Raw genomic sequence first — 17,447 nt, forward strand, 5'->3', positions numbered from 1 at the left:
ACGTATCGCCATCATATTTTCCGCTCTGCCGGCGCATCCCGGCCAAGAACCAGCACATCGCCCGGCGCCACCGCCGTGCGCCCGCGCAGAGTCTCCCCCGTGAGGAGATTTCGGAAATCTTCCCCGCCGAGCTCCACATAGCCCTCCGCCTCATCAAAGCTGATGACGAACCATGTGCTCACGCCTTCCCTGTCCCGCCTTGTGATTTCGAGCTGCCCCGAGGAGGCAAGGACCGGGCGCACGCCTGCGGAGGCAAGGAGCCTTCCCGCAAAAAAGGAGAGAAACTCCGCCGACGGCCTCGTCGCCACATAATACGCTTTTCCGTCTCCCCATGCGTGCTCGGTGACCGCAGGCATGCCCGCATAGAAATCCTTTTCATACACGGCGATCGCCCGTGCTCCGTCAAGGTGAACGAGGTCGCACAGAAGATCGCAGGGATAAGATGCCGGAGAGTCCCCGTCCGTCCAGCGCAGCGCATTGCACTCATCCGGATACAGAGCATCCGTCTCCTCCACCCATACGCCGGTCACCCTGCGGAGAGGCCCCGGACAGGCGCCGAACACGCAGCGGTCGTTCTCATCCGCGTACCCGCTCATATAGGTCGTGACAAGGGTTCCTCCGTCCCGCACAAAACGCTCCAGACGCTCCGCAGCATCTCCCTTCATCATGTAGAGGAGCGGCGCCACAATGATCCGGTAGCGGTCAAACGAGGCGCTTGATTTAAGGATATCGACCGGGACGTTCCGGATATAGAAAGGCTCATAAAAACGTCTCACGTCCTCCAGATAATCCAGATCCTTTGTAGGCCCGCTGCAGAGCTCCGCCGCTCTCCACGAATCCCAGTCAAAGAGAAGTCCGACCTCCGCCGCCGTCCTGCCCCCGACAAAGCGGGCGCCCAGCTTTTCCAGCTCGCTTCCAAGCTGCGCGGCCTCGCGAAAGGTCCGCGTCGTATCGCTTCCCACCCTCGAAATGATGGCGCCGTGGAGCTTTTCCTGTCCGGCGACCGACTGCCGCATCTGGAAGTACAGGCTGCTGTCCGATCCGTGCGCCAGCCCCTGATACGCGAGCCTGCGCAGCTCGCCGGGACGCTTCAGCTTGTTGTAGGGCTGCCAGTTCTGCTGCGCCGGGGACTGCTCCGCCACATAATAGGACTCCCCGTCCTTTGCCGCCCGCATGATGTCATGCTTCAGCGCCGGAAGACTCCGCGGGTCCCGGGGCCCCGGATAATTGTCCCAGCCCGCCACATCCATATGCGGGACCATCGCAAACTGGTCGAGCTTCTTGAGGTAACCGGAGATATTCGTAAAGACAGGCAGCTTTGGCGAAGCCGCTTTCACGATCCTATACTCGTTCTCAAAGCATTCGATCGTGGAATCCGTCTTGAAGCGCTGGTAATCCAGCTCTACCGCGGGATAGAAGCGATAGTCGTCGTTGAGCTCGGTCGGGAGCATGATCTCCTCAAAGGAGGTGAGCGTGCGCCCCCAGAAGGACGTATGCCAGCGCGTGTTGACCTCCTCTATCGTTCCGTAGCGCTCTCTGACCCATTCCCGGAACCTCCTCTGACAGGTATCGCAGTAGCAGGAGGTCCCGTATTCGTTGGCAATATGCCAGCCCGAGAGCCCTTTGCGGCCGCCGTAGCGCTCCGCCATACGGGCGGCGACAGCCGCCGCCCTCTCCCGGTATTTCTCGCTGTTCACGCAGAAAAACACACGCATCCCGTGTGTCCGTTTCCTCCCCGCGATATCCACGGGCAGCACCTCCGGATACTTCCTGCTCATCCACGCGGGCTGCGCGCTGGTCGGCGTGGCGAGGATGTAGTGCAGTCTGTTCTCCTCCAGAACGTCGAGAATATGATCCAGCCGGCCGAATTCATACTGTCCCTCCGACGGCTCAAGGCTGGCCCACGAAAATACGGGGAGGATCACGGTATTGATGTGTGCCTCCCGGAAATACTTCATGTCCTGTGCGATCGTCCGTTCATCCCACTGATCCGGATTGTAATCTCCCCCGAACAAAATGTACGGTCTTTTCTCATAGCTCATTTCTTCCCCCCTGTCCCGCTGCGCTGCCGTCCGCCCATGTCCCGGACGCTTTTTCTTTCTATCAGCCTTGTCTTTATCGCGGTCTTCTGCACGCCGTCGACCTGGCCGTCCATCAGGTTCACAAGCTGGTTTACCGCACAGTTCCCAAGCTCCTGCTTGGAGGTGCTGACGCTGGTGAGCGGCGGTTCTACAAGTCCTGCGATCGGAATGTCGTCAAAGCCCACCACCGAAACGTCCTCCGGGATCCGAAACCCCAGCTCACGCAGCACCTTGATGGCATATACCGCTATAATATCGTTATCCGCAAAAAAGGCCGTCGGCATCTGATGCCTGCCCTCCATTTTCTTTTTCAGCTCCCAGAAAACAGCCTCTCCGCCGTACAGCGTGGAGAAGCGTATGATGTCCTCCTCGCGGATCGGAAGGCTGTGAAGCTCCATGGCGCGGCGAAACCCGAAATACCGCTCCCGGAAGTTGACGGCGTCTCCCTCCACATGGATATATCCGATCCTCTCATGCCCTCTGCTGACCAGATGGGAAATCGCCAGCTCCACTCCCTGCTCATTATTGAGCATAACGCAGTTGAGATCCGCCCTCTCGCAGTAATTGTCCAGCACGACCATGGGAAGACGGAGCCGGTCAAGCAGCAGGATCTTCTCCTCCTCCATTTCCGTGGCAAGGACAAGAAGCCCCGCCGTGCCCCTGCGGTCGATGCTGCCGGTCACCTCCTCGAAATTCTCTGCGTCGGCCGTGAGAATGCTGAGCTCACATTCCTTACACCTCGCCTGTCTTTCCACGCCCTCGATCACGCTGGAAAAGGTCTGTGAAAAGTAGGACTGATTGCTGCCCTGTCCGTTTTTGCGATATTCAAGAAACAGGATCTTCCTCCGCTTTTCATTCTCCGGTTCGGAAAGAAGCCCCGCATTCCGCGCCTCCTCCAGAACACGGGCGCGCGTCCCCGCGCTCACTCCCGGACGATTGTTAAGCGCCAGAGAAACACTGGCCGCCGATATCCCCAGCCTCTGTGCAATATCCCTTGATGTCACGAACAGCTTTCTCTTACTCATTTGACCGAGCCCAGAATCCCTTCCACAAAATTTTTCTGCAATACGAAGAAAATGAAAATTGTCGGAAGCGTAGAAATCACGATCCCCACCATAATCATACCGTAATCCGGCGCGAAGCCCCCCGCAAGATTGGAAACCATGAGAGGCAGCGTATATTTTTCCTCGCTCTGCAGCGCCACAAGCGGCCACATATAATTATTCCATGCCGCCATAAAGGAAAAGACCGCTGCCGCCGCGTAGGTCGACCGCATCATCGGCATATAGATCCGCAGAAAAATTCCCGCTTCACTGCAGCCGTCGACGCGGGCCGCCTGCATCGTCTCTCTCGGAAAGCTCTCGGAATTCTGACGGAAAAAGAACACCAGAAACGGGGCCCCTATCGCCGGAAGAATAATGGCCCAGTAATTATTAAGAAGATGCATATTCGCGAAAATCCTGTACAGGGGGATCAGCTTTGCCGCAAACGGGACCATCATGGAGGCGATCAGGATGAGGAAGACGATTTCCGTCGCCCGGGAGCGGTAGATCGCAAAGGCGTAGCCCGCCGCCGAACAGACAAGAATCGAAAGGACCGTGACCATGACGGAAACATAAACGGAATTGAGAAACGCTCTGCCGATATCCGCCGCTTCAAAGGCGTTCCGCAGGTTCTCCACAAGCCGCGTCCCCGGCAGCAGTTTGCCCATGGATATCTCCGCCGAGCTGTTCGTCGCGCTCACGAGCATCCAGAGGAAAGGAAAGACGGACAGAAAGGATATCAACAGCATAAAGATATGCCTCACTCCGTAGCGCAGGCTTCTCCTTTTATTTTTCATCTGTTTTGATCTCATATTCTGCCTCCTTTTCAGTCCCGATCCCTCAGAACGGCTTTCTGAATGAGCGTTATGGCTACGACCAGAATAAACACCGCAAAGGAGACGGTCGCCGCATACCCGTAGCTCGGCACATACCGGAAAGAAAGATCATAAATATATTCCGAAATGGTGCGCGTCGCATTGCCGGGTCCGCCGTCCGTCAGATTCACCACCTCATCGAAAAGCTGAAGAATGGAATTGAGAGCCATGATCCCCGTGAGAAAGACGATGGGCTTAAGAAGCGGCAGCGTGATGCGGCAGAACGTCTGCCCCGTTCCTGCGCCGTCGAGCTTTGCCGCTTCATAAACGCAAGGGTCTATATTCTGCAGCGCCGCAAGAAAGAAGATCATGTAGTATCCCGTATAGCGCCAGAGCAGAGCGACGATCACGACAAATTTTGCCCAGAGAGGATCCTGTATGAAGGCTACCGGCCGTTTCACCAGATGAAGCGCCATGAGCAGATGGTTCACGATCCCGTCCAGCGAAAAAAGATACTTGAACAGGATAGAATACGAAACCATGGAGGTGACACAGGGAAGAAAGATACAGGTCCTGTATACGCCCCTGTATTTCATGACGGGATCGTTCAGAATGACCGCAATGATCATGGCCGCCAGAATCATGATCGGAATGACAAAAGCGGCATACAGCAGCGTATTGCCTGCCGTGACCCAGAATGTCGCATCGCCCAGCAGTCTTCTGTAATTTGCGGCCCCGTTGAATTTCAGGTTGATTCCTTTGCCGGTCTGAAAAGACAGAAGAAAAGCCTGTATGGTGGGCCAATAGCCGAAAACTCCGATAAATACACCTGCCGCCGCCACCATTGCCCAGCCTGTGCGAGTCTGTTTTCCTTTTCCTCTTCCCATAGGAGCTCCTGTTCAAAAAGGGACCGTGCGCATTAAGGACAGGGACGGCAGGGCACAGTGCTTTCCGGCAGATATTCCTCTGTGCCCCTACGCCTTTTCCTTAATACGGCAGTCCCTCACCCGTTTCCGATCACCGCAGTTCTGTTCTTATTCCTGCACTGCGGCATTAAACTGTGCTTCCGCCGCCTCCAGCTCCGCATCCAGATCCGATCCGGCAAGAATATTCGGCGTCACAGCAAGAAGCGCCGCCTGCGCCTCGGCGGAGTAGGCGCCGGGATTAATGGACGGGATCTCCGCGATCCATCCGGCCAGCGTCGCATTGATCTGCTGCCCTCCGAAGAACTCATCCGCGGCGCTGTAGGCCTCTACATCGGATGCCGGAAGATAAGTTCCCATGATATTGGCTTTTTCTGCAAGTACATTATACAGCTCCGTGCTGCCGCCGAAGGTTTTTGCAAGGAACCTTGCCGCTTCCTCCGGATGTGCTCCGTTCGCAAGGACATAAATGGAGGAGCCGCCCTGGTTGGAACGGTTAACCGCTCCCTCTACCCCATCGAGCGTCGGGATGGGCGCCAGCTTCCAGAGCCCGCTCTGATCCGTTCCTCCCTTGATGGTGGAGGTGATCCATGAGCCGCGAATGACACAGGCGACATCACCGCCATTGATCGCTCCCGCAAACTCGTTCCAGTCACTGACCTTTTTGACAAAGTCCCCGTCATTAAATTCCCGGAACAGACGATATGCCTCTTTCAGCGCCGCATTGTTCACAAAATCTGCCTTTCCGGCGTCGTCCGTAAACCACGCCCCCGCAGACTGGAGCAGGATCTGCATATTGGCCACATCATTCGGATTGAAGGTCTGGAGGTAGTGTCCTTTCTCTCTCAGCTTCTTTCCCAGCTCCTCATACTCATCCCAGCTGAGCTCCTGCATATCCTCATCCGTATAGCCTGCCTCTTCGATATAATCGGAGCGGTAAAACAGCCCTGCCACTCCCGTATCGAACGGAACCCCGTATCCGGCTCCGTCATAGGAGACATACGCTTTTTTATAGGGAGCAAAATCATCATAATTCAGATAATCATCCATCGGCAGAAATGCGCCCGGATATGCCATCAGGTATCCCTGCGCATTCAGGTCGCTGATCGTGACAATATCCGGAAGTCCCTCTGTCACGCCCGAGGAAAGCACCGTATGGAGCTTTTCAAGGCAATCCGCCTTGCCCATTTCGACAAAATTGACCTTGACGGAATCATCCAGCTTGTCCGCTTCCTCAAAGGCCGCTCCGTTGAAGGAGGCATCCCAGCTCCACACCGTAAGCTCTGCCGGCTCCTCCTCTGTGCTCTGCGCAGAATCTGCTGCGGCAGCCGCCCCCTGCGAAGTGCTTCCGCAGCCCGCAAGCAGCGCCGCCGCCACTGCGGCCGTCAATACCATCGATACCGCTTTCTTTTTCATAATTATACTGCTCCTCTCTCGGAATCTAAACTTTTCTAAACATAAGTAAACACATTTCATACACTGCCCGTTCCGTTCAGATATACTGATTTTATCTCTGAAACCGCTATCGTTCCATTCGCATTTTGCCGTTTTATATCGGATGTCTTTCTGCTATTATCAACAAAATATGATGCCGTCTCCGCCATATGTTTAGAAATATTTAGTTCGCATCACAAGCAGCCCTGACGGGACAGAGCTCCATACCGCTCCGTCAGAAGCCAAGACGCTTTCGACATGCCTTATCGAAACAGAAAAACAGGCATAAGCCCGGCAAAGCATCTGCCGGTTTACGCCTGTTCCTCCATCTCTGCCGCCATATTCAGCACCAGAATATTCCAGTTGAGAAAGCCGCCGTTCATGACGGGCCGCCCGTCCGCCGGGTCATAGTATTCATGCAGGCAGCCGTGCTCCTCAAGATCCTTTGAAAGAAGACGCACCGTTCCCTCATATATCTCTTTCGCCTCCGCTCGGAAGCCGTAATTCAGCATTCCGCGGAACACACAGTAATTCGCCACCAGCCATATCGGGCCCAGCCAGTCGGACGGATTATTCGTAGCTTCGATCCGGTACATTTTCTCTCTCTTATCGAGCGTCGTGATGCCGTAGGCCGTCCCGAAAGCCTCGCTCCTCCTGTACCACTGCCGGAGGCTTTCCGCCTCCTCCTTTGTCGCAAATCCCGCGAGCATGGGAAGAAAGCCGCTCCATACCGCGATGCGTATCGGGATCGTCTTCCAGAAAACGCCGAGCCCTTGATGAAACCAGTCGTAAGCCCGGGTCCGGATATCCACATCCTGCGAATAGAAAAAGCCGTCCCTCCGGTCATACATTTCCCTGTGAATCGCCTTTTCGAGCGCCGCCCTGTGCGCCTCCGCCTCTGCGGCACGCCGTTCCTCCCGCTCTCTCACCGCACGATCGCCTTCCGGCGGTCCGCCGCTTCTTCCCCCGTCTGCGGCATCCGCGGCCCGGCGGAACAGCTTTTCCGCCGCGGCGAGCTCCATCACCATAAAGCTGTTGAGAAAAATATTGGCCGTCGAGGACTCGGGTCTGCCGAAAGAGGCAGGGTCATTGTCCATTCCGATCATGATGTCGTCGCGCCATACATACAGGCCGCAGGCCGCATTCCAGTAATTCTGCCGGTAGCAGTCAAAATAGCGGGCGATCTGCTCCGTGCTCTGTGTGATCCACGACCAGTCTCCGGTATATTCGCTGATGCATGCGATCTGCTGACACAGGAAAGGCTTGTGCATGTTCATGAGGCGCCCCTGCTTATGCTGAATATTGAGATAGGGCTCCGGCCACTCTCCCGCCTCGATCATCATCGGGATATAGCCGTCCGGGAGCTGCCAGTCCAGAAAATTCCGGACATTGCCCTTGGCATGACGGAGGACGCGCTCCTTAAGAGTGCCGCCCTTCATCCGGTCCAGCTGAGGGAGCAGCCCGTACACACACCAGAATGTATCCCAGTCCCACACATTGCCGTCATAAACCGATCCGGGATCAATAAAAGGGAAGCGGATAAAGCTGCGCGGTTCTTTCAGCGTCTTTTCTGTATTCTCTTCGATATAACGGTAAAGCTCTTCTATATTTTCCATCATAGAAAATCCGTATTAATCCCCATGCCGAAGCGCCCCTTGCGAGGCGCACGGCGCAAAATTCGCGCAGGCGATTTTGCGGCTGTGATCAGAGGCAATTTGTGCAGACGAGGTCATCCCTTGACCGCACCGGCCGTCATGCCCTCGATGATTGTCTTATTGAGGATCGTGTACAGAACCAGCATAGGGACAATGCTCATGGATACCGATGCAAAAATCGCGCCCCAGTTTCTGGAGCCGAATTCATCCGAAAAGTACATCAGACCGGTCTGGATCGTCTTGAGCTCCGTGCTCGACACAAAGGTCATCGAAAAGAGCAGGTCGTTCCATTTGAAGAAAAACTGCAGCACCAGCACGGTGACGATGGCATTCTTCATCAGCGGCACGATCACGCGGAACATCAGAGAATAGATGCCGCAGCCGTCTATGACCGCTGCCTCCATGATCTCATCCGGGAAAGAACGCAGATATCCCGTAACCAGATAGACCGAGAGGGAAAGCCCGAACGCGATATAGGACAGAATCAGTGCGCTGCTCGTATTATACAGTCCGGCGCTGTTATAGATCTGAAACAGAGGAATCAGCGCCGTCGCGACCGGAACCATGATGCCGAGCTGAAAATACCGGTTGACAGCATTCCTGAATTTCCAGTCCATCTTGGTCACCGCAAAACCCACCGCCGAAGAGAAAATGACGATGAAGACCAGAGAAATCAGTGTGTCCACCAGTGAATTTCTAAAAAACGTAGACATGTGCCCCCTGTTCCACGCGTCGATATAGTTGCGAAAGTAGAAGCCGTCCGGCAGCGCATAGGCCGGCTTGGCCGACCATTCGCTGGATTTCTTGAATGATGCCGTAAGCATCCAGAAGATCGGATAAATATCGATCAGACAGATCACAAAAATTATAACCTTCACCGCTGTCCCGGAGACTGTAAGCCGCTTCCTGTTCCTCTTGCTGTTCATAATAATAACCCCTATTATCCCGCGCGTTTCTTCCGCCTTGTCACTCCTCTTTCCTGTCAAACAGATTAATGAGCCCCGAGCCGAAAATGCACAGCAGGAAGATAAAGATCGCGATGACGGATCCGTAGCCCGCCTTGTTATAGGTGAAAGACACAGAATACATATACATGGACAGAGAACGCGTCGCCGTGCCCGGGCCTCCGTTTGTGAGAGCCAGCGCCGATTCGAACATCTTGACCGTTCCGGAAAAGGAGAACACCGCAGAGCTGATGAGCATCGGCCTGAGAAGCGGCGCAAGAATGCTCCGGAAGAGCTGCCAGCTGCTGCAGCCGTCGATCCGGCCCGCCTCTATGATGTCTCCGGGAATATCGAGCAGCGCACCATAGAGAATGATGGAGTGAAAGCCTATGCCGGTCCAGATATCCATGATAATCAGGGCCGGAAGAGCCGTCGAGGCCTGTCCGATCCACGGCTGTACGAGCTGCTGCAGGCCGATCCTCGAGAGCAGCGAATTCAAAAGGCCGTAATTGGGCTGAATCTCATAGATCTTGGCGAAGAGCTGGCCTACCGCTACCGTGGGCAAAACCGTCGGAAAGAAAATGATGGTCCGGATGATATTCTTATATTTTTTAAGCCAGAAGCGGAACAGCAGCGCCATCAGAAGACCGCCTCCGACCTGCCCCAGCATGGTAAAACCGATATATTTCAGATTTACGGCGAGCGCTTCCAGAAAGTTCCTGTCCCGAAAGAGCTTCAGATAGTTTCCGAGGCCGCTGAATTTCCATTTCAGTCCCGGCGTCCCGGAATAAAGCGAATAATAGAAAGACCAAAGAACCGGAAGCACCACAATAATCGAGTACAGGATCAGAGGAGGAAGAACAAACAGCGCTATCGCTTTTTTATTTCCAAGTACCTTCTTCATAGGAACCTCATACCGCCTGAAGCCGGGATTTTCGCATCACAGGCGGAGCCGGCCGGCCCCGCCTGCATATTCTCTGCCTGTTACATTCCGGCCATATCCGCCGCGTCCTGAATGGACTGCATATACTCCTCCGGCGTCATTTCCCCGGACAGAAGAGTCTGTACGTTCTGCTGCGCCGCATCAGAGACTTCGGAAACCATGGTGGATTCATACCATGTGAAAGCGCTGGTCGCCTTGCCCATCTCATCGAGAACGAGCTGCGTGTAGCCGCTCATATCCTCAGGCTGGGCCGAATAAGTATAGCCTTTGATGGATCCCTGCAGCTCCATCGCCACATCGCCGATATGCTCTACAAAGTATTTCACGAACCATTTGGTCGCTTCATCCGTCTTTGCACTGGAGAGGCAGAGAATATTGCCGCAGTTCATCGAATAGGCGCCGGCGTCGCTGACCGCTTCGTCCACGACCGGGACATTAAAGAAGCCGATCCCGTCCTCTCCCGCTTCATTGGCGCTCGCATCATTGAGATTGGAGGTGAACCATGATCCGTTATAAAAGACAGCGGCTTTCCCGGTCATCAGCATGGAACCCGCCGTGCCCATATCCACCGTATTGACGCCCTCCCCGAAATAGCCCTTGTCGGCCCATTCCTGAATTTTGGCTGCTGCATCCACATAGCCCTGCTCCGTGTAGGAAGCCTCCCCGGCCGCCGCTTTCCGCATGGCGTCCGCTCCGAGACTGCGCACCGTATAGGCGTTGATGAGGCGGGTTGCTCCCCACTTGTCTGCCGCACCGCAGGCGAGCGGCTGAATTCCGGCATCCTTGAGCTTCTGCAGAACCGTTTCGAATTCATCCCATGTTGCCGGTGCTTCCGTAATGCCCGCTTTCTCGAACAGCGCCTTGTTGTACCAGAAGCCCTCCACATTGAGGCCGAGCGGAAGGTCATAGATTGTGTCGGTACCGGAAAGCGTCTGCAGCAGAGAGGTGGCGGACGGCGTCACATAATCCGCAGAGCCGACCTCTTCAAGAAGCGCACCGATATCTGTGATCCGACCCGCCTCGATCAGGTCCACGATCGGCTTACCGGACTCATAGGCAAACATGTCCGGAAGGTCGTTGGAGGATGCCAGCGTCGAAACCTTCTGCCGCAGGTCATCCGAAGCGACCAGCTCATACTCATAGGTAAAATTCGGATTGATTTTCTTATAGTCCTCACAGATTCTGGTAATAAGGACGCCGTTGTCATTATCCTCCGCCCAGATCGAAAGAATGTGGAAGTCCTTTGCAAGCTGAGGATCCTCTCCGGTAAAATCGCCGGACGCTGCGGCACTCTCCTCCGTCTCTGCCGCCGCTCCCGCCGCCGGCACATCAGCCGCCGAAGAGCCGCAGCCGGAAAGAAGAGCCGCCGTCATCGCGGCGCTCAGCATTGCCGCCAAAACCTTTTTCTTCATTTGTACCCTCCCTTTTTTGTTTTGATGTGGATTTTACACATCGAAATTGATTGGTTTTCCTTATATTTGAACAATATCACGGCACAATGCCGTGAAAAAAGGTCAAAAAATATATATTACGTCCGCTTTTTTTAGGATTTTCAGAGATTCTTTGGATGTGTTGAAGATTTGACGGCACAGGCCGCAGAAAATGTCCTCTCCCTTTTCCGTCCCCTGCTTCTGCGGCAGGAATCGGCTTCCCGCCGCCGCAGCGCTGCACGACGCGAAGCGATGGCCGTTCTTTACCCCCGCTCCTTGTACTCACTGGGCGTCATTCCCGTATTTTTCTTGAATATTTCATAAAAATAGTGCGGGTCATTATATCCCACCGCAGTTCCGACCTCCGAGGCTTTCCTGCCCTCCGCGAGCATTTGTTTGGCTTTTTCGATCCGTATCCCCGTCAGATATTTGATGAACGAAATCCCGACATTTTCCTTAAAGAGGACGCTGAGGTAGGCCGGGTTCATTCCCACGAGTTCCGACAGCTCAAGCAGACCGATGTCCCTGTCATAATTCTGCTGAATATAAGACAGCACCCGGACGATCGCCGCATGGCCTCCGGCTTCTGCCCGCTCTGCCGCGGCATGCACATCGAAAGAGCTCTCCCCCGGCCATTCTGAAGTCTCGCCGCATTCCGAAGCTCTGCCGTCTTTTTCCCGGAGGGAAGCCCCCGCATCTCCTCTCTTTCTCTCCTCGTATCTCCCGAGAGCGGCCGCCAGCTTATCCTGCGTGATCGGCTTGTCGATATAATCCAGCGCACCCAGACGAAGCGCCGTCCTCACATATTCAAATTCCTGATAGCCGCTGATCACAATATATTCCGTCTCCGGCAGAAGCTCCCTGCAGGACTCGATGAGAGACAGACCGTCCATATAGGGAATGCGTATGTCTGTGATGACCACATCCGGTCTTGTCTCCCGTATGAGCGTGAGTGCCGTCCGCCCGTCCTGCGCCGTCCCCGCCACCTTCGCCGGGGTTCCGAGCCTTCTAAGGAGAGCGCGGATCCCCTCGACTACAATGTATTCATCATCCACAACCACCAGTCTGTACATGCCCCGACTCCTTAATTGCCTGCTCAACCTGCTTCCCGGAAAGAGAGGGAATACGGATCTCCGCCACAGTTCCTCCGCTCTCCCGGTTCCGGAAGCAGATTCCGTACTCCTCCCCGTAAAACAGTCTGATGCGTTCCCTGATATTGCGGATCCCGTATCCGTGATCCAGCGCATCAGCATCAGCGATCCCCACCCCGTCGTCCAGAACGGAAAATTCCAGCACGCCTCCGTTTCGCTTCCCGCGCACTGTGACCGTACCCGGTCCGGGCTTCGGCTCGAGTCCGTGATAAACCGCATTCTCCACGAGCGGCTGGAGGATGAACGTAAGGATATATTCCTCCCTCATCTTCTCCTCCACATCGATGTGCAGCGTGTACCGGCCGTGAAAACGGTAGTTCTGGAGCTTCATGTATGCCGCGATCCGCTGCATTTCACTGCTGACCGGTATCAGCTTGTCCCCCTGATTGAGGCTCAGCTTGAAATTTTCGGAGAGGGACTGCACGAAATCGGCGATTTCATCCTCGTTTTTGAGAATGGCCATGAAATACAGCGTATCCAGCGTATTATACAGAAAATGCGGATTAATCTGCGATTGGAGGAGCAGAAGCTCCGACTCCCGCTCCCGGATCGTTGACTGAAGCAGTCGATCCTTGAGCTCCAGATTATTGTTGACAAGATCCTTGAAGCGGTTTCCGATCCTCCCCGCCTCGCTGTCGTCAAAGCTCGCCTCGACGCGCAGATTTCCCTCGCCGACACTCCGTATCGTCCCCTCCAGCACCGACAGCGGCGCAGTAATCGTCCGCGAAACACGGGCCGAAACCGGAATTGCCAGCCCGATCAGCAGAAATGCCAGCAGAAGCGCCGTCATCGCGACGAGGCGGCTGCGGGAGAAAAGCTCCGCCTCTGAAATAGCGCTGACCACAGTCCAGCCGCTGATCCGGTTGTTCTCCTGCGCAAAAACATAACTTCCTCGGCCCTGTCCCCCAAAGGCCGCGAGAATCCCGGCAAGCTCCTCATCGTCTGCGGGAAGGGAGGTATACACCGGCCTCACCTTCCCAGCCGCGCTGTGTTCCCCGCTCCCGGGCGCATCTGCCGCAAGGATCAGATATTCCGAATTGTCATATCCCTCCTTCGGGGTCCCGAAAGCCGACGCGAGCGACGATTTCCGCACATTAAAAACGAGATACCCCATCGGCTCCCCCGAGGCGGACAGCAGGAGCTTGGCCACCGAGAAAGCATCATCTCTGCCGCTGTCAAAGAGAATGTTGCCGACATAAAAGACCTCGCGCCCCTTTGCTGCATCGCAGTCCGCCACCCATGCTCTCTGCAGAATATTTTCCTCTGTCTGGTACGGAACGATATAGCTGCGGTTTGAATCATTCTGCGAGGCAAAAACGATATTGCCCGCCATGTTGACTGCGAGAATATCCCGCACGGCATTTCCCGAAAAAAGCGGCTTCTGAAGCTGGTCGAGCAGGATGCGGCTGCCGCTCGCCGTGAACGTCCGGCTCCCCGGATTCTCCTCCGCAAATGCACTCCGAAAGACAGTATTCGCAAGAAACGACCGTTCTTCATCAACGACGGACTTCAGCGTGATTTCCAGAACATGATTCGCAACCTGTATGCCGTCCGCATGGGCGGACTGATATTCCTCGCGTATCGTCCGGCTGGAGAAATAATAAAGAGCAGCGCCAAGAACCGTCGTGGTGAGCACCGCGACGGTTACAAGGGCAATGAATATCTGTTTGCGTATTGTCATTTATGCAGCGCCATGCCCACGGCAGCCCTCCAGCCCGCGTAGAGCTCATCCGCCTCCTGCCCGCTCATCGAAGGCTGATAGCTCCGCCGCTCCACACTGTCAAAAAGCTCATGTCTGTCATAAAGACCGACCGCGAGCCCCGCCGCATAAGCAGCACCCATTCCGGAGAGCTCCTCGGTCGGCGGAACCGCGACCGGGATCCCGGTGATGTCGCTCTGAAACTGCATAAGGTAACGGTTGCCGGTAGGCCCGCCGTCCACACGGAGCTCCCGGAGCGGCAGTCCCGTATCAGCCTGCATCGCGCGCAGAACATCCGTGATCTGATAGGCAATACACTGCAGGGCATCACGCACGATTTCCGCACGCCCTGTCGTCCTTGACATGCCGCAGAGCAGCCCCCTCGCATGCGGAGCCCAATAAGGGGCCCCAAGGCCCGTGAAAGCAGGCACAAGATAGGAGCGGTCATCCGGATTCGCCACTTCTGCGAGCGTCTGCGTCTGTCCCGCGGAATCGATAAGCCCCAGATCATCCTTGAGCCATGTGACGACCGCGCCGGTATAATTGATATTTCCCTCGAGGACATACTCCGCACGTCCCCCCATTCTCCACGCAAGAGAGGTCACCAAGCCGTTTCCGGAAAGCACCGGCCTGTCCCCTATATGCATCATGATCGACGAGCCGGTGCCGTAGGTCGCCTTTATCATGCCCTTTTCGAGACAGCCCTGACCGAACAGTGCGCCGTGCGAATCCCCCAGCACACCCCGGATGGGGATCGGGTACGGAAGGTAGCCCTCAAGGTCCGTCTCCCCGAAGTCGCCGTCTGAATCCGTGATCTCCGCGAGCACCTCCTCCGGCACGCCGAACAGAGCACATATCTCCTTGTCCCACGAGAGCGAGGCCAGATTGAACAGCTGCGTTCTCGAAGCATTGGAGCAGTCCGTGCGGTATACCCTGCCGTGCGTAAGCCGGTACACAAGATAGCTGTCCATCGTCCCCATACGCAGACGCCCCTCTCTCAGAACGCGTCCCGCCTCCGGCACATTTTCCAGTATCCATGCGAGCTTTGCCCCAGGGAAGTACGGAGAGAGGCGGATCCCCGTCGCCGCATACACCCTCCCCGAAATATCTTCTCCGCTTTTTGCTATCCGCTCACAGAGCTCCGCCGCCCGCGCGCACTGCCAGACAACGGCATCGCAGACCGGCTTCCCCGCATCATCAAAAGCCACCGTGGTCTCCCGCTGGTTGCTGATGCCGAGCGCTGCGATCTCCTTTCTGTCAATCCCGGATCTGTCCACCACATTCCTGACGGCCTGCAGCGTGTTCGCATAGATCTCCTCCGGGTCATGGCTGACCCAGCCCCGTTCGCTCACAATCTGCCTGTGTGCGAGATCCGCCCGCTGCATGAGCCTGCCCCCGGCGTCGAAGAGCAGAGCCTTGGTCCCCTGCGTGCTCTGGTCGATGCTCAGAATATACTTTCCCATCGTCTCATCCTTATGTCTGGCCTGTCCCGGCAGACGTCTCTCCCGTATCCGCGCAGCGCAGGCATCAGGCAAGCGCTTCCTTTGCCTTTTGGGCAATGCCCTCTGCATTCATACCGTAATAGTCAAAAACCTCCGCAGAAGTCCCCGTGATGACGGGCTCGTCCGGAAGTGCGATTTCCAGCACCTTTTTCGGATCGTTCTCCGAGACGATCTGCGCGGTTATGGCGCCCAGTCCCCCGAACGGCGCGTGCTCCTCCACCGTGACGATGGCGCGTGTTGTCCGTGCCGCGCGGAGCACCGCCTCCCTGTCGACCGGCTTCAGACAATACATGTCAAGGACCTGTGCGCTGATGCCCTCCGCCGCGAGCAGCTCCGCTGCATCCGCCGCAGGGCGCACCATTTCTCCGCAGGCGAGGATCGCCACATCGCTCCCCTCCCGGACAAGCGTCGCCCTGTCCATTTCAAAGGGACAGTTTTCTTCCGTGTAGACGTCCTCCACCGGATTTCTTCCTGTCCGAATATAGGCCGGCTTCTCATCTGCCAGAAGGGCCTCGAACAGCTTTCTCGTCTGGAAGCGGTCCGAAGGAAGATATACGCGCATGCCCGGAATGGCTGTCATCGCTGCGATGTCCTGCGCGCTGTGATGGCTCATGCCCAGAGCACCATAGCTGATGCCTCCGGAAATCCCGATGAGCTTGACGTTCTGGCCGGAGTAGGCGCAGTCCACCTTGACCTGCTCATAGCTCCTCGTAGAGAGAAAGCTCGCCGGAGAGGCTGCGTAAGGTTTCTTTCCGCTCTTGGCAAGTCCCGCCGCGATACCGACGAGATCCTGTTCGGCGATACCGACCTCGACCGACTGCCCCGGGTATCGCTCGAAGAACGGGGTGAGCGACGCAGAGCCGCGGGAATCGCTGCACAGCACGACAATATCTTTGTCGACCACGGCATGCTCCATCAGAACATCGCAGATCACTTTGCGGTTCGGAATACGGTTAGACATTGAGAAGCGCCTCCTTTCCTGCATCCAGATCGCGGACGATGTGTTCATATTCCTCCACCGTCGGCACATGATGATGCCACTCCGCCTTGTTTTCCATTACGGGGCTTCCCTTGCCCTTGACGGTATTCGCTATGAGGCAGGTGGGACATCCCTTTGTCTCACGGGCCTCTGCAAAGGCGGCATGCAGCGCATCAAGATCATTGCCGTCCTCCACATTCACGACGTGCCAGCCAAAGGAGCGCACTCTGTCCGCCAGCTTCTCCTGCGCCATGACGTCCTCCGTACTGCCGGAAATCTGCAGCCGGTTCCTGTCGATTACGGCACAGAGCGTATCCAGTCCGTACATATGTCCGGACATGAAGCCCTCCCACACCGAGCCCTCCGCGAGCTCACCATCACCCATGACCACATAGGTGCGGCTGTCCCTCCCGCTCATCCGGTTGCCGAGCGCCAGTCCCACCGCCACGGGAAGACCGTGGCCAAGAGAGCCCGAATTCATCTCCATGCCCGGCAGCTTGTTGTTCGGATGCCCGATATAAGGCGACCCGAAGCGGGAGAAACGCGCCCTGACATCCTCCAGATCAAGAAAGCCCCTCGCGCACAGGACCGCATAATACGCCTCCACGGCGTGTCCCTTGCTGAGAATAAAATAATCCCGATCCGGATCCTCCCGGTTCTCCGGGGAAATATTCATCTGGTTGAAATACAGCTCGATCAGTGTATCCATGACACTCATATCGCCGCCGATGTGGCCTCCGCCGCCCGCCATGATGATATCGAGCGTATCCCTGCGAAGGTCATATGCCCTGCGCTTCAGATTTTCCATGCTCTCCATTCCGATCCTCCTTTCCCCTGCCGGAGCTCTT

14 protein-coding genes are annotated in these 17,447 nt (G+C 56.2%); all 14 read right to left on the minus strand.

What is annotated here, in order from left to right:
- Positions 1–11 precede the first annotated feature (11 nt).
- The gene (locus tag E0E20_RS07735; RefSeq protein WP_130837627.1) at positions 12–2,042 is read right to left on the minus strand and encodes a beta-galactosidase; all 2,031 of its coding nucleotides are present in this window, start codon (positions 2,040–2,042) and stop codon (positions 12–14) included.
- Positions 2,039–3,106, minus strand: coding sequence for a LacI family DNA-binding transcriptional regulator (locus E0E20_RS07740; protein ID WP_130837628.1), 1,068 nt, complete (start codon positions 3,104–3,106; stop codon positions 2,039–2,041). Before E0E20_RS07740 ends, E0E20_RS07735 begins: the two co-directional genes overlap by 4 nt.
- Positions 3,103–3,936, minus strand: a complete 834-nt coding sequence (locus tag E0E20_RS07745; RefSeq protein WP_242622713.1) for a carbohydrate ABC transporter permease — start codon at positions 3,934–3,936, stop codon at positions 3,103–3,105. The genes E0E20_RS07740 and E0E20_RS07745 overlap by 4 nt, the downstream gene beginning before the upstream one ends.
- Positions 3,937–3,950: 14 nt before the next feature.
- Positions 3,951–4,826, minus strand: a complete 876-nt coding sequence (locus E0E20_RS07750) for a carbohydrate ABC transporter permease (RefSeq protein ID WP_130837629.1) — start codon at positions 4,824–4,826, stop codon at positions 3,951–3,953.
- A gap of 147 nt (positions 4,827–4,973) precedes the next feature.
- On the minus strand, positions 4,974–6,278 hold the full coding sequence (locus E0E20_RS07755; protein WP_165444029.1) for an extracellular solute-binding protein: 1,305 nt from the start codon (positions 6,276–6,278) through the stop codon (positions 4,974–4,976).
- A 329-nt stretch (positions 6,279–6,607) separates the two neighbouring features.
- Positions 6,608–7,915, minus strand: a complete 1,308-nt coding sequence (locus tag E0E20_RS07760) for an MGH1-like glycoside hydrolase domain-containing protein (RefSeq protein ID WP_130837631.1) — start codon at positions 7,913–7,915, stop codon at positions 6,608–6,610.
- Positions 7,916–8,025: 110 nt separating this feature from the next.
- A complete protein-coding gene (locus E0E20_RS07765; protein WP_130837632.1) occupies positions 8,026–8,877 on the minus strand; it encodes a carbohydrate ABC transporter permease in 852 nt (283 codons plus the stop codon).
- Between the two features lie 40 nt (positions 8,878–8,917).
- The gene (locus E0E20_RS07770) at positions 8,918–9,799 is read right to left on the minus strand and encodes a carbohydrate ABC transporter permease (protein ID WP_130837633.1); all 882 of its coding nucleotides are present in this window, start codon (positions 9,797–9,799) and stop codon (positions 8,918–8,920) included.
- 80 nt (positions 9,800–9,879) lie between these two features.
- On the minus strand, positions 9,880–11,250 hold the full coding sequence (locus E0E20_RS07775; protein ID WP_130837634.1) for an extracellular solute-binding protein: 1,371 nt from the start codon (positions 11,248–11,250) through the stop codon (positions 9,880–9,882).
- A 281-nt stretch (positions 11,251–11,531) separates the two neighbouring features.
- On the minus strand, positions 11,532–12,341 hold the full coding sequence (locus tag E0E20_RS07780; RefSeq protein WP_165444030.1) for a response regulator transcription factor: 810 nt from the start codon (positions 12,339–12,341) through the stop codon (positions 11,532–11,534).
- On the minus strand, positions 12,316–14,100 hold the full coding sequence (locus E0E20_RS07785; RefSeq protein ID WP_130837636.1) for a cache domain-containing sensor histidine kinase: 1,785 nt from the start codon (positions 14,098–14,100) through the stop codon (positions 12,316–12,318). The genes E0E20_RS07780 and E0E20_RS07785 overlap by 26 nt, the downstream gene beginning before the upstream one ends.
- On the minus strand, positions 14,097–15,581 hold the full coding sequence (locus tag E0E20_RS07790) for an FGGY-family carbohydrate kinase (protein ID WP_130837637.1): 1,485 nt from the start codon (positions 15,579–15,581) through the stop codon (positions 14,097–14,099). The genes E0E20_RS07785 and E0E20_RS07790 overlap by 4 nt, the downstream gene beginning before the upstream one ends.
- A 64-nt stretch (positions 15,582–15,645) precedes the next feature.
- Entirely contained in the window at positions 15,646–16,581 is a 936-nt protein-coding gene (locus E0E20_RS07795) for a transketolase family protein (RefSeq protein WP_130837638.1), read from the minus strand.
- Positions 16,574–17,407 carry a transketolase gene (locus E0E20_RS07800; protein ID WP_130837689.1) on the minus strand — a complete coding sequence of 278 codons (834 nt, stop codon included), beginning with the start codon at positions 17,405–17,407 and terminating at the stop codon, positions 16,574–16,576. The genes E0E20_RS07795 and E0E20_RS07800 overlap by 8 nt, the downstream gene beginning before the upstream one ends.
- Positions 17,408–17,447: the final 40 nt, after the last annotated feature.

The sequence above is a fragment of the Lachnoclostridium sp. Marseille-P6806 genome, from assembly GCF_900625025.1.
In the GTDB taxonomy this organism is placed as follows: Bacteria; Bacillota; Clostridia; order Lachnospirales; family Lachnospiraceae; genus CAG-791.

Coding starts and splice junctions, on each gene's coding strand:
- E0E20_RS07790 (WP_130837637.1), bottom strand. CDS start 15,581: ATGGGAAAGTATATTCTGAGCATCGACCAGAGCACGCAGGGGACCAAG.
- E0E20_RS07785 (WP_130837636.1), bottom strand. CDS start 14,100: ATGACAATACGCAAACAGATATTCATTGCCCTTGTAACCGTCGCGGTG.
- E0E20_RS07765 (WP_130837632.1), bottom strand. CDS start 8,877: ATGAACAGCAAGAGGAACAGGAAGCGGCTTACAGTCTCCGGGACAGCG.
- E0E20_RS07795 (WP_130837638.1), bottom strand. CDS start 16,581: ATGTCTAACCGTATTCCGAACCGCAAAGTGATCTGCGATGTTCTGATG.
- E0E20_RS07775 (WP_130837634.1), bottom strand. CDS start 11,250: ATGAAGAAAAAGGTTTTGGCGGCAATGCTGAGCGCCGCGATGACGGCG.
- E0E20_RS07760 (WP_130837631.1), bottom strand. CDS start 7,915: ATGATGGAAAATATAGAAGAGCTTTACCGTTATATCGAAGAGAATACA.
- E0E20_RS07780 (WP_165444030.1), bottom strand. CDS start 12,341: ATGTACAGACTGGTGGTTGTGGATGATGAATACATTGTAGTCGAGGGG.
- E0E20_RS07755 (WP_165444029.1), bottom strand. CDS start 6,278: ATGAAAAAGAAAGCGGTATCGATGGTATTGACGGCCGCAGTGGCGGCG.
- E0E20_RS07750 (WP_130837629.1), bottom strand. CDS start 4,826: ATGGGAAGAGGAAAAGGAAAACAGACTCGCACAGGCTGGGCAATGGTG.
- E0E20_RS07745 (WP_242622713.1), bottom strand. CDS start 3,936: ATGAGATCAAAACAGATGAAAAATAAAAGGAGAAGCCTGCGCTACGGA.
- E0E20_RS07800 (WP_130837689.1), bottom strand. CDS start 17,407: ATGGAAAATCTGAAGCGCAGGGCATATGACCTTCGCAGGGATACGCTC.
- E0E20_RS07735 (WP_130837627.1), bottom strand. CDS start 2,042: ATGAGCTATGAGAAAAGACCGTACATTTTGTTCGGGGGAGATTACAAT.
- E0E20_RS07770 (WP_130837633.1), bottom strand. CDS start 9,799: ATGAAGAAGGTACTTGGAAATAAAAAAGCGATAGCGCTGTTTGTTCTT.
- E0E20_RS07740 (WP_130837628.1), bottom strand. CDS start 3,106: ATGAGTAAGAGAAAGCTGTTCGTGACATCAAGGGATATTGCACAGAGG.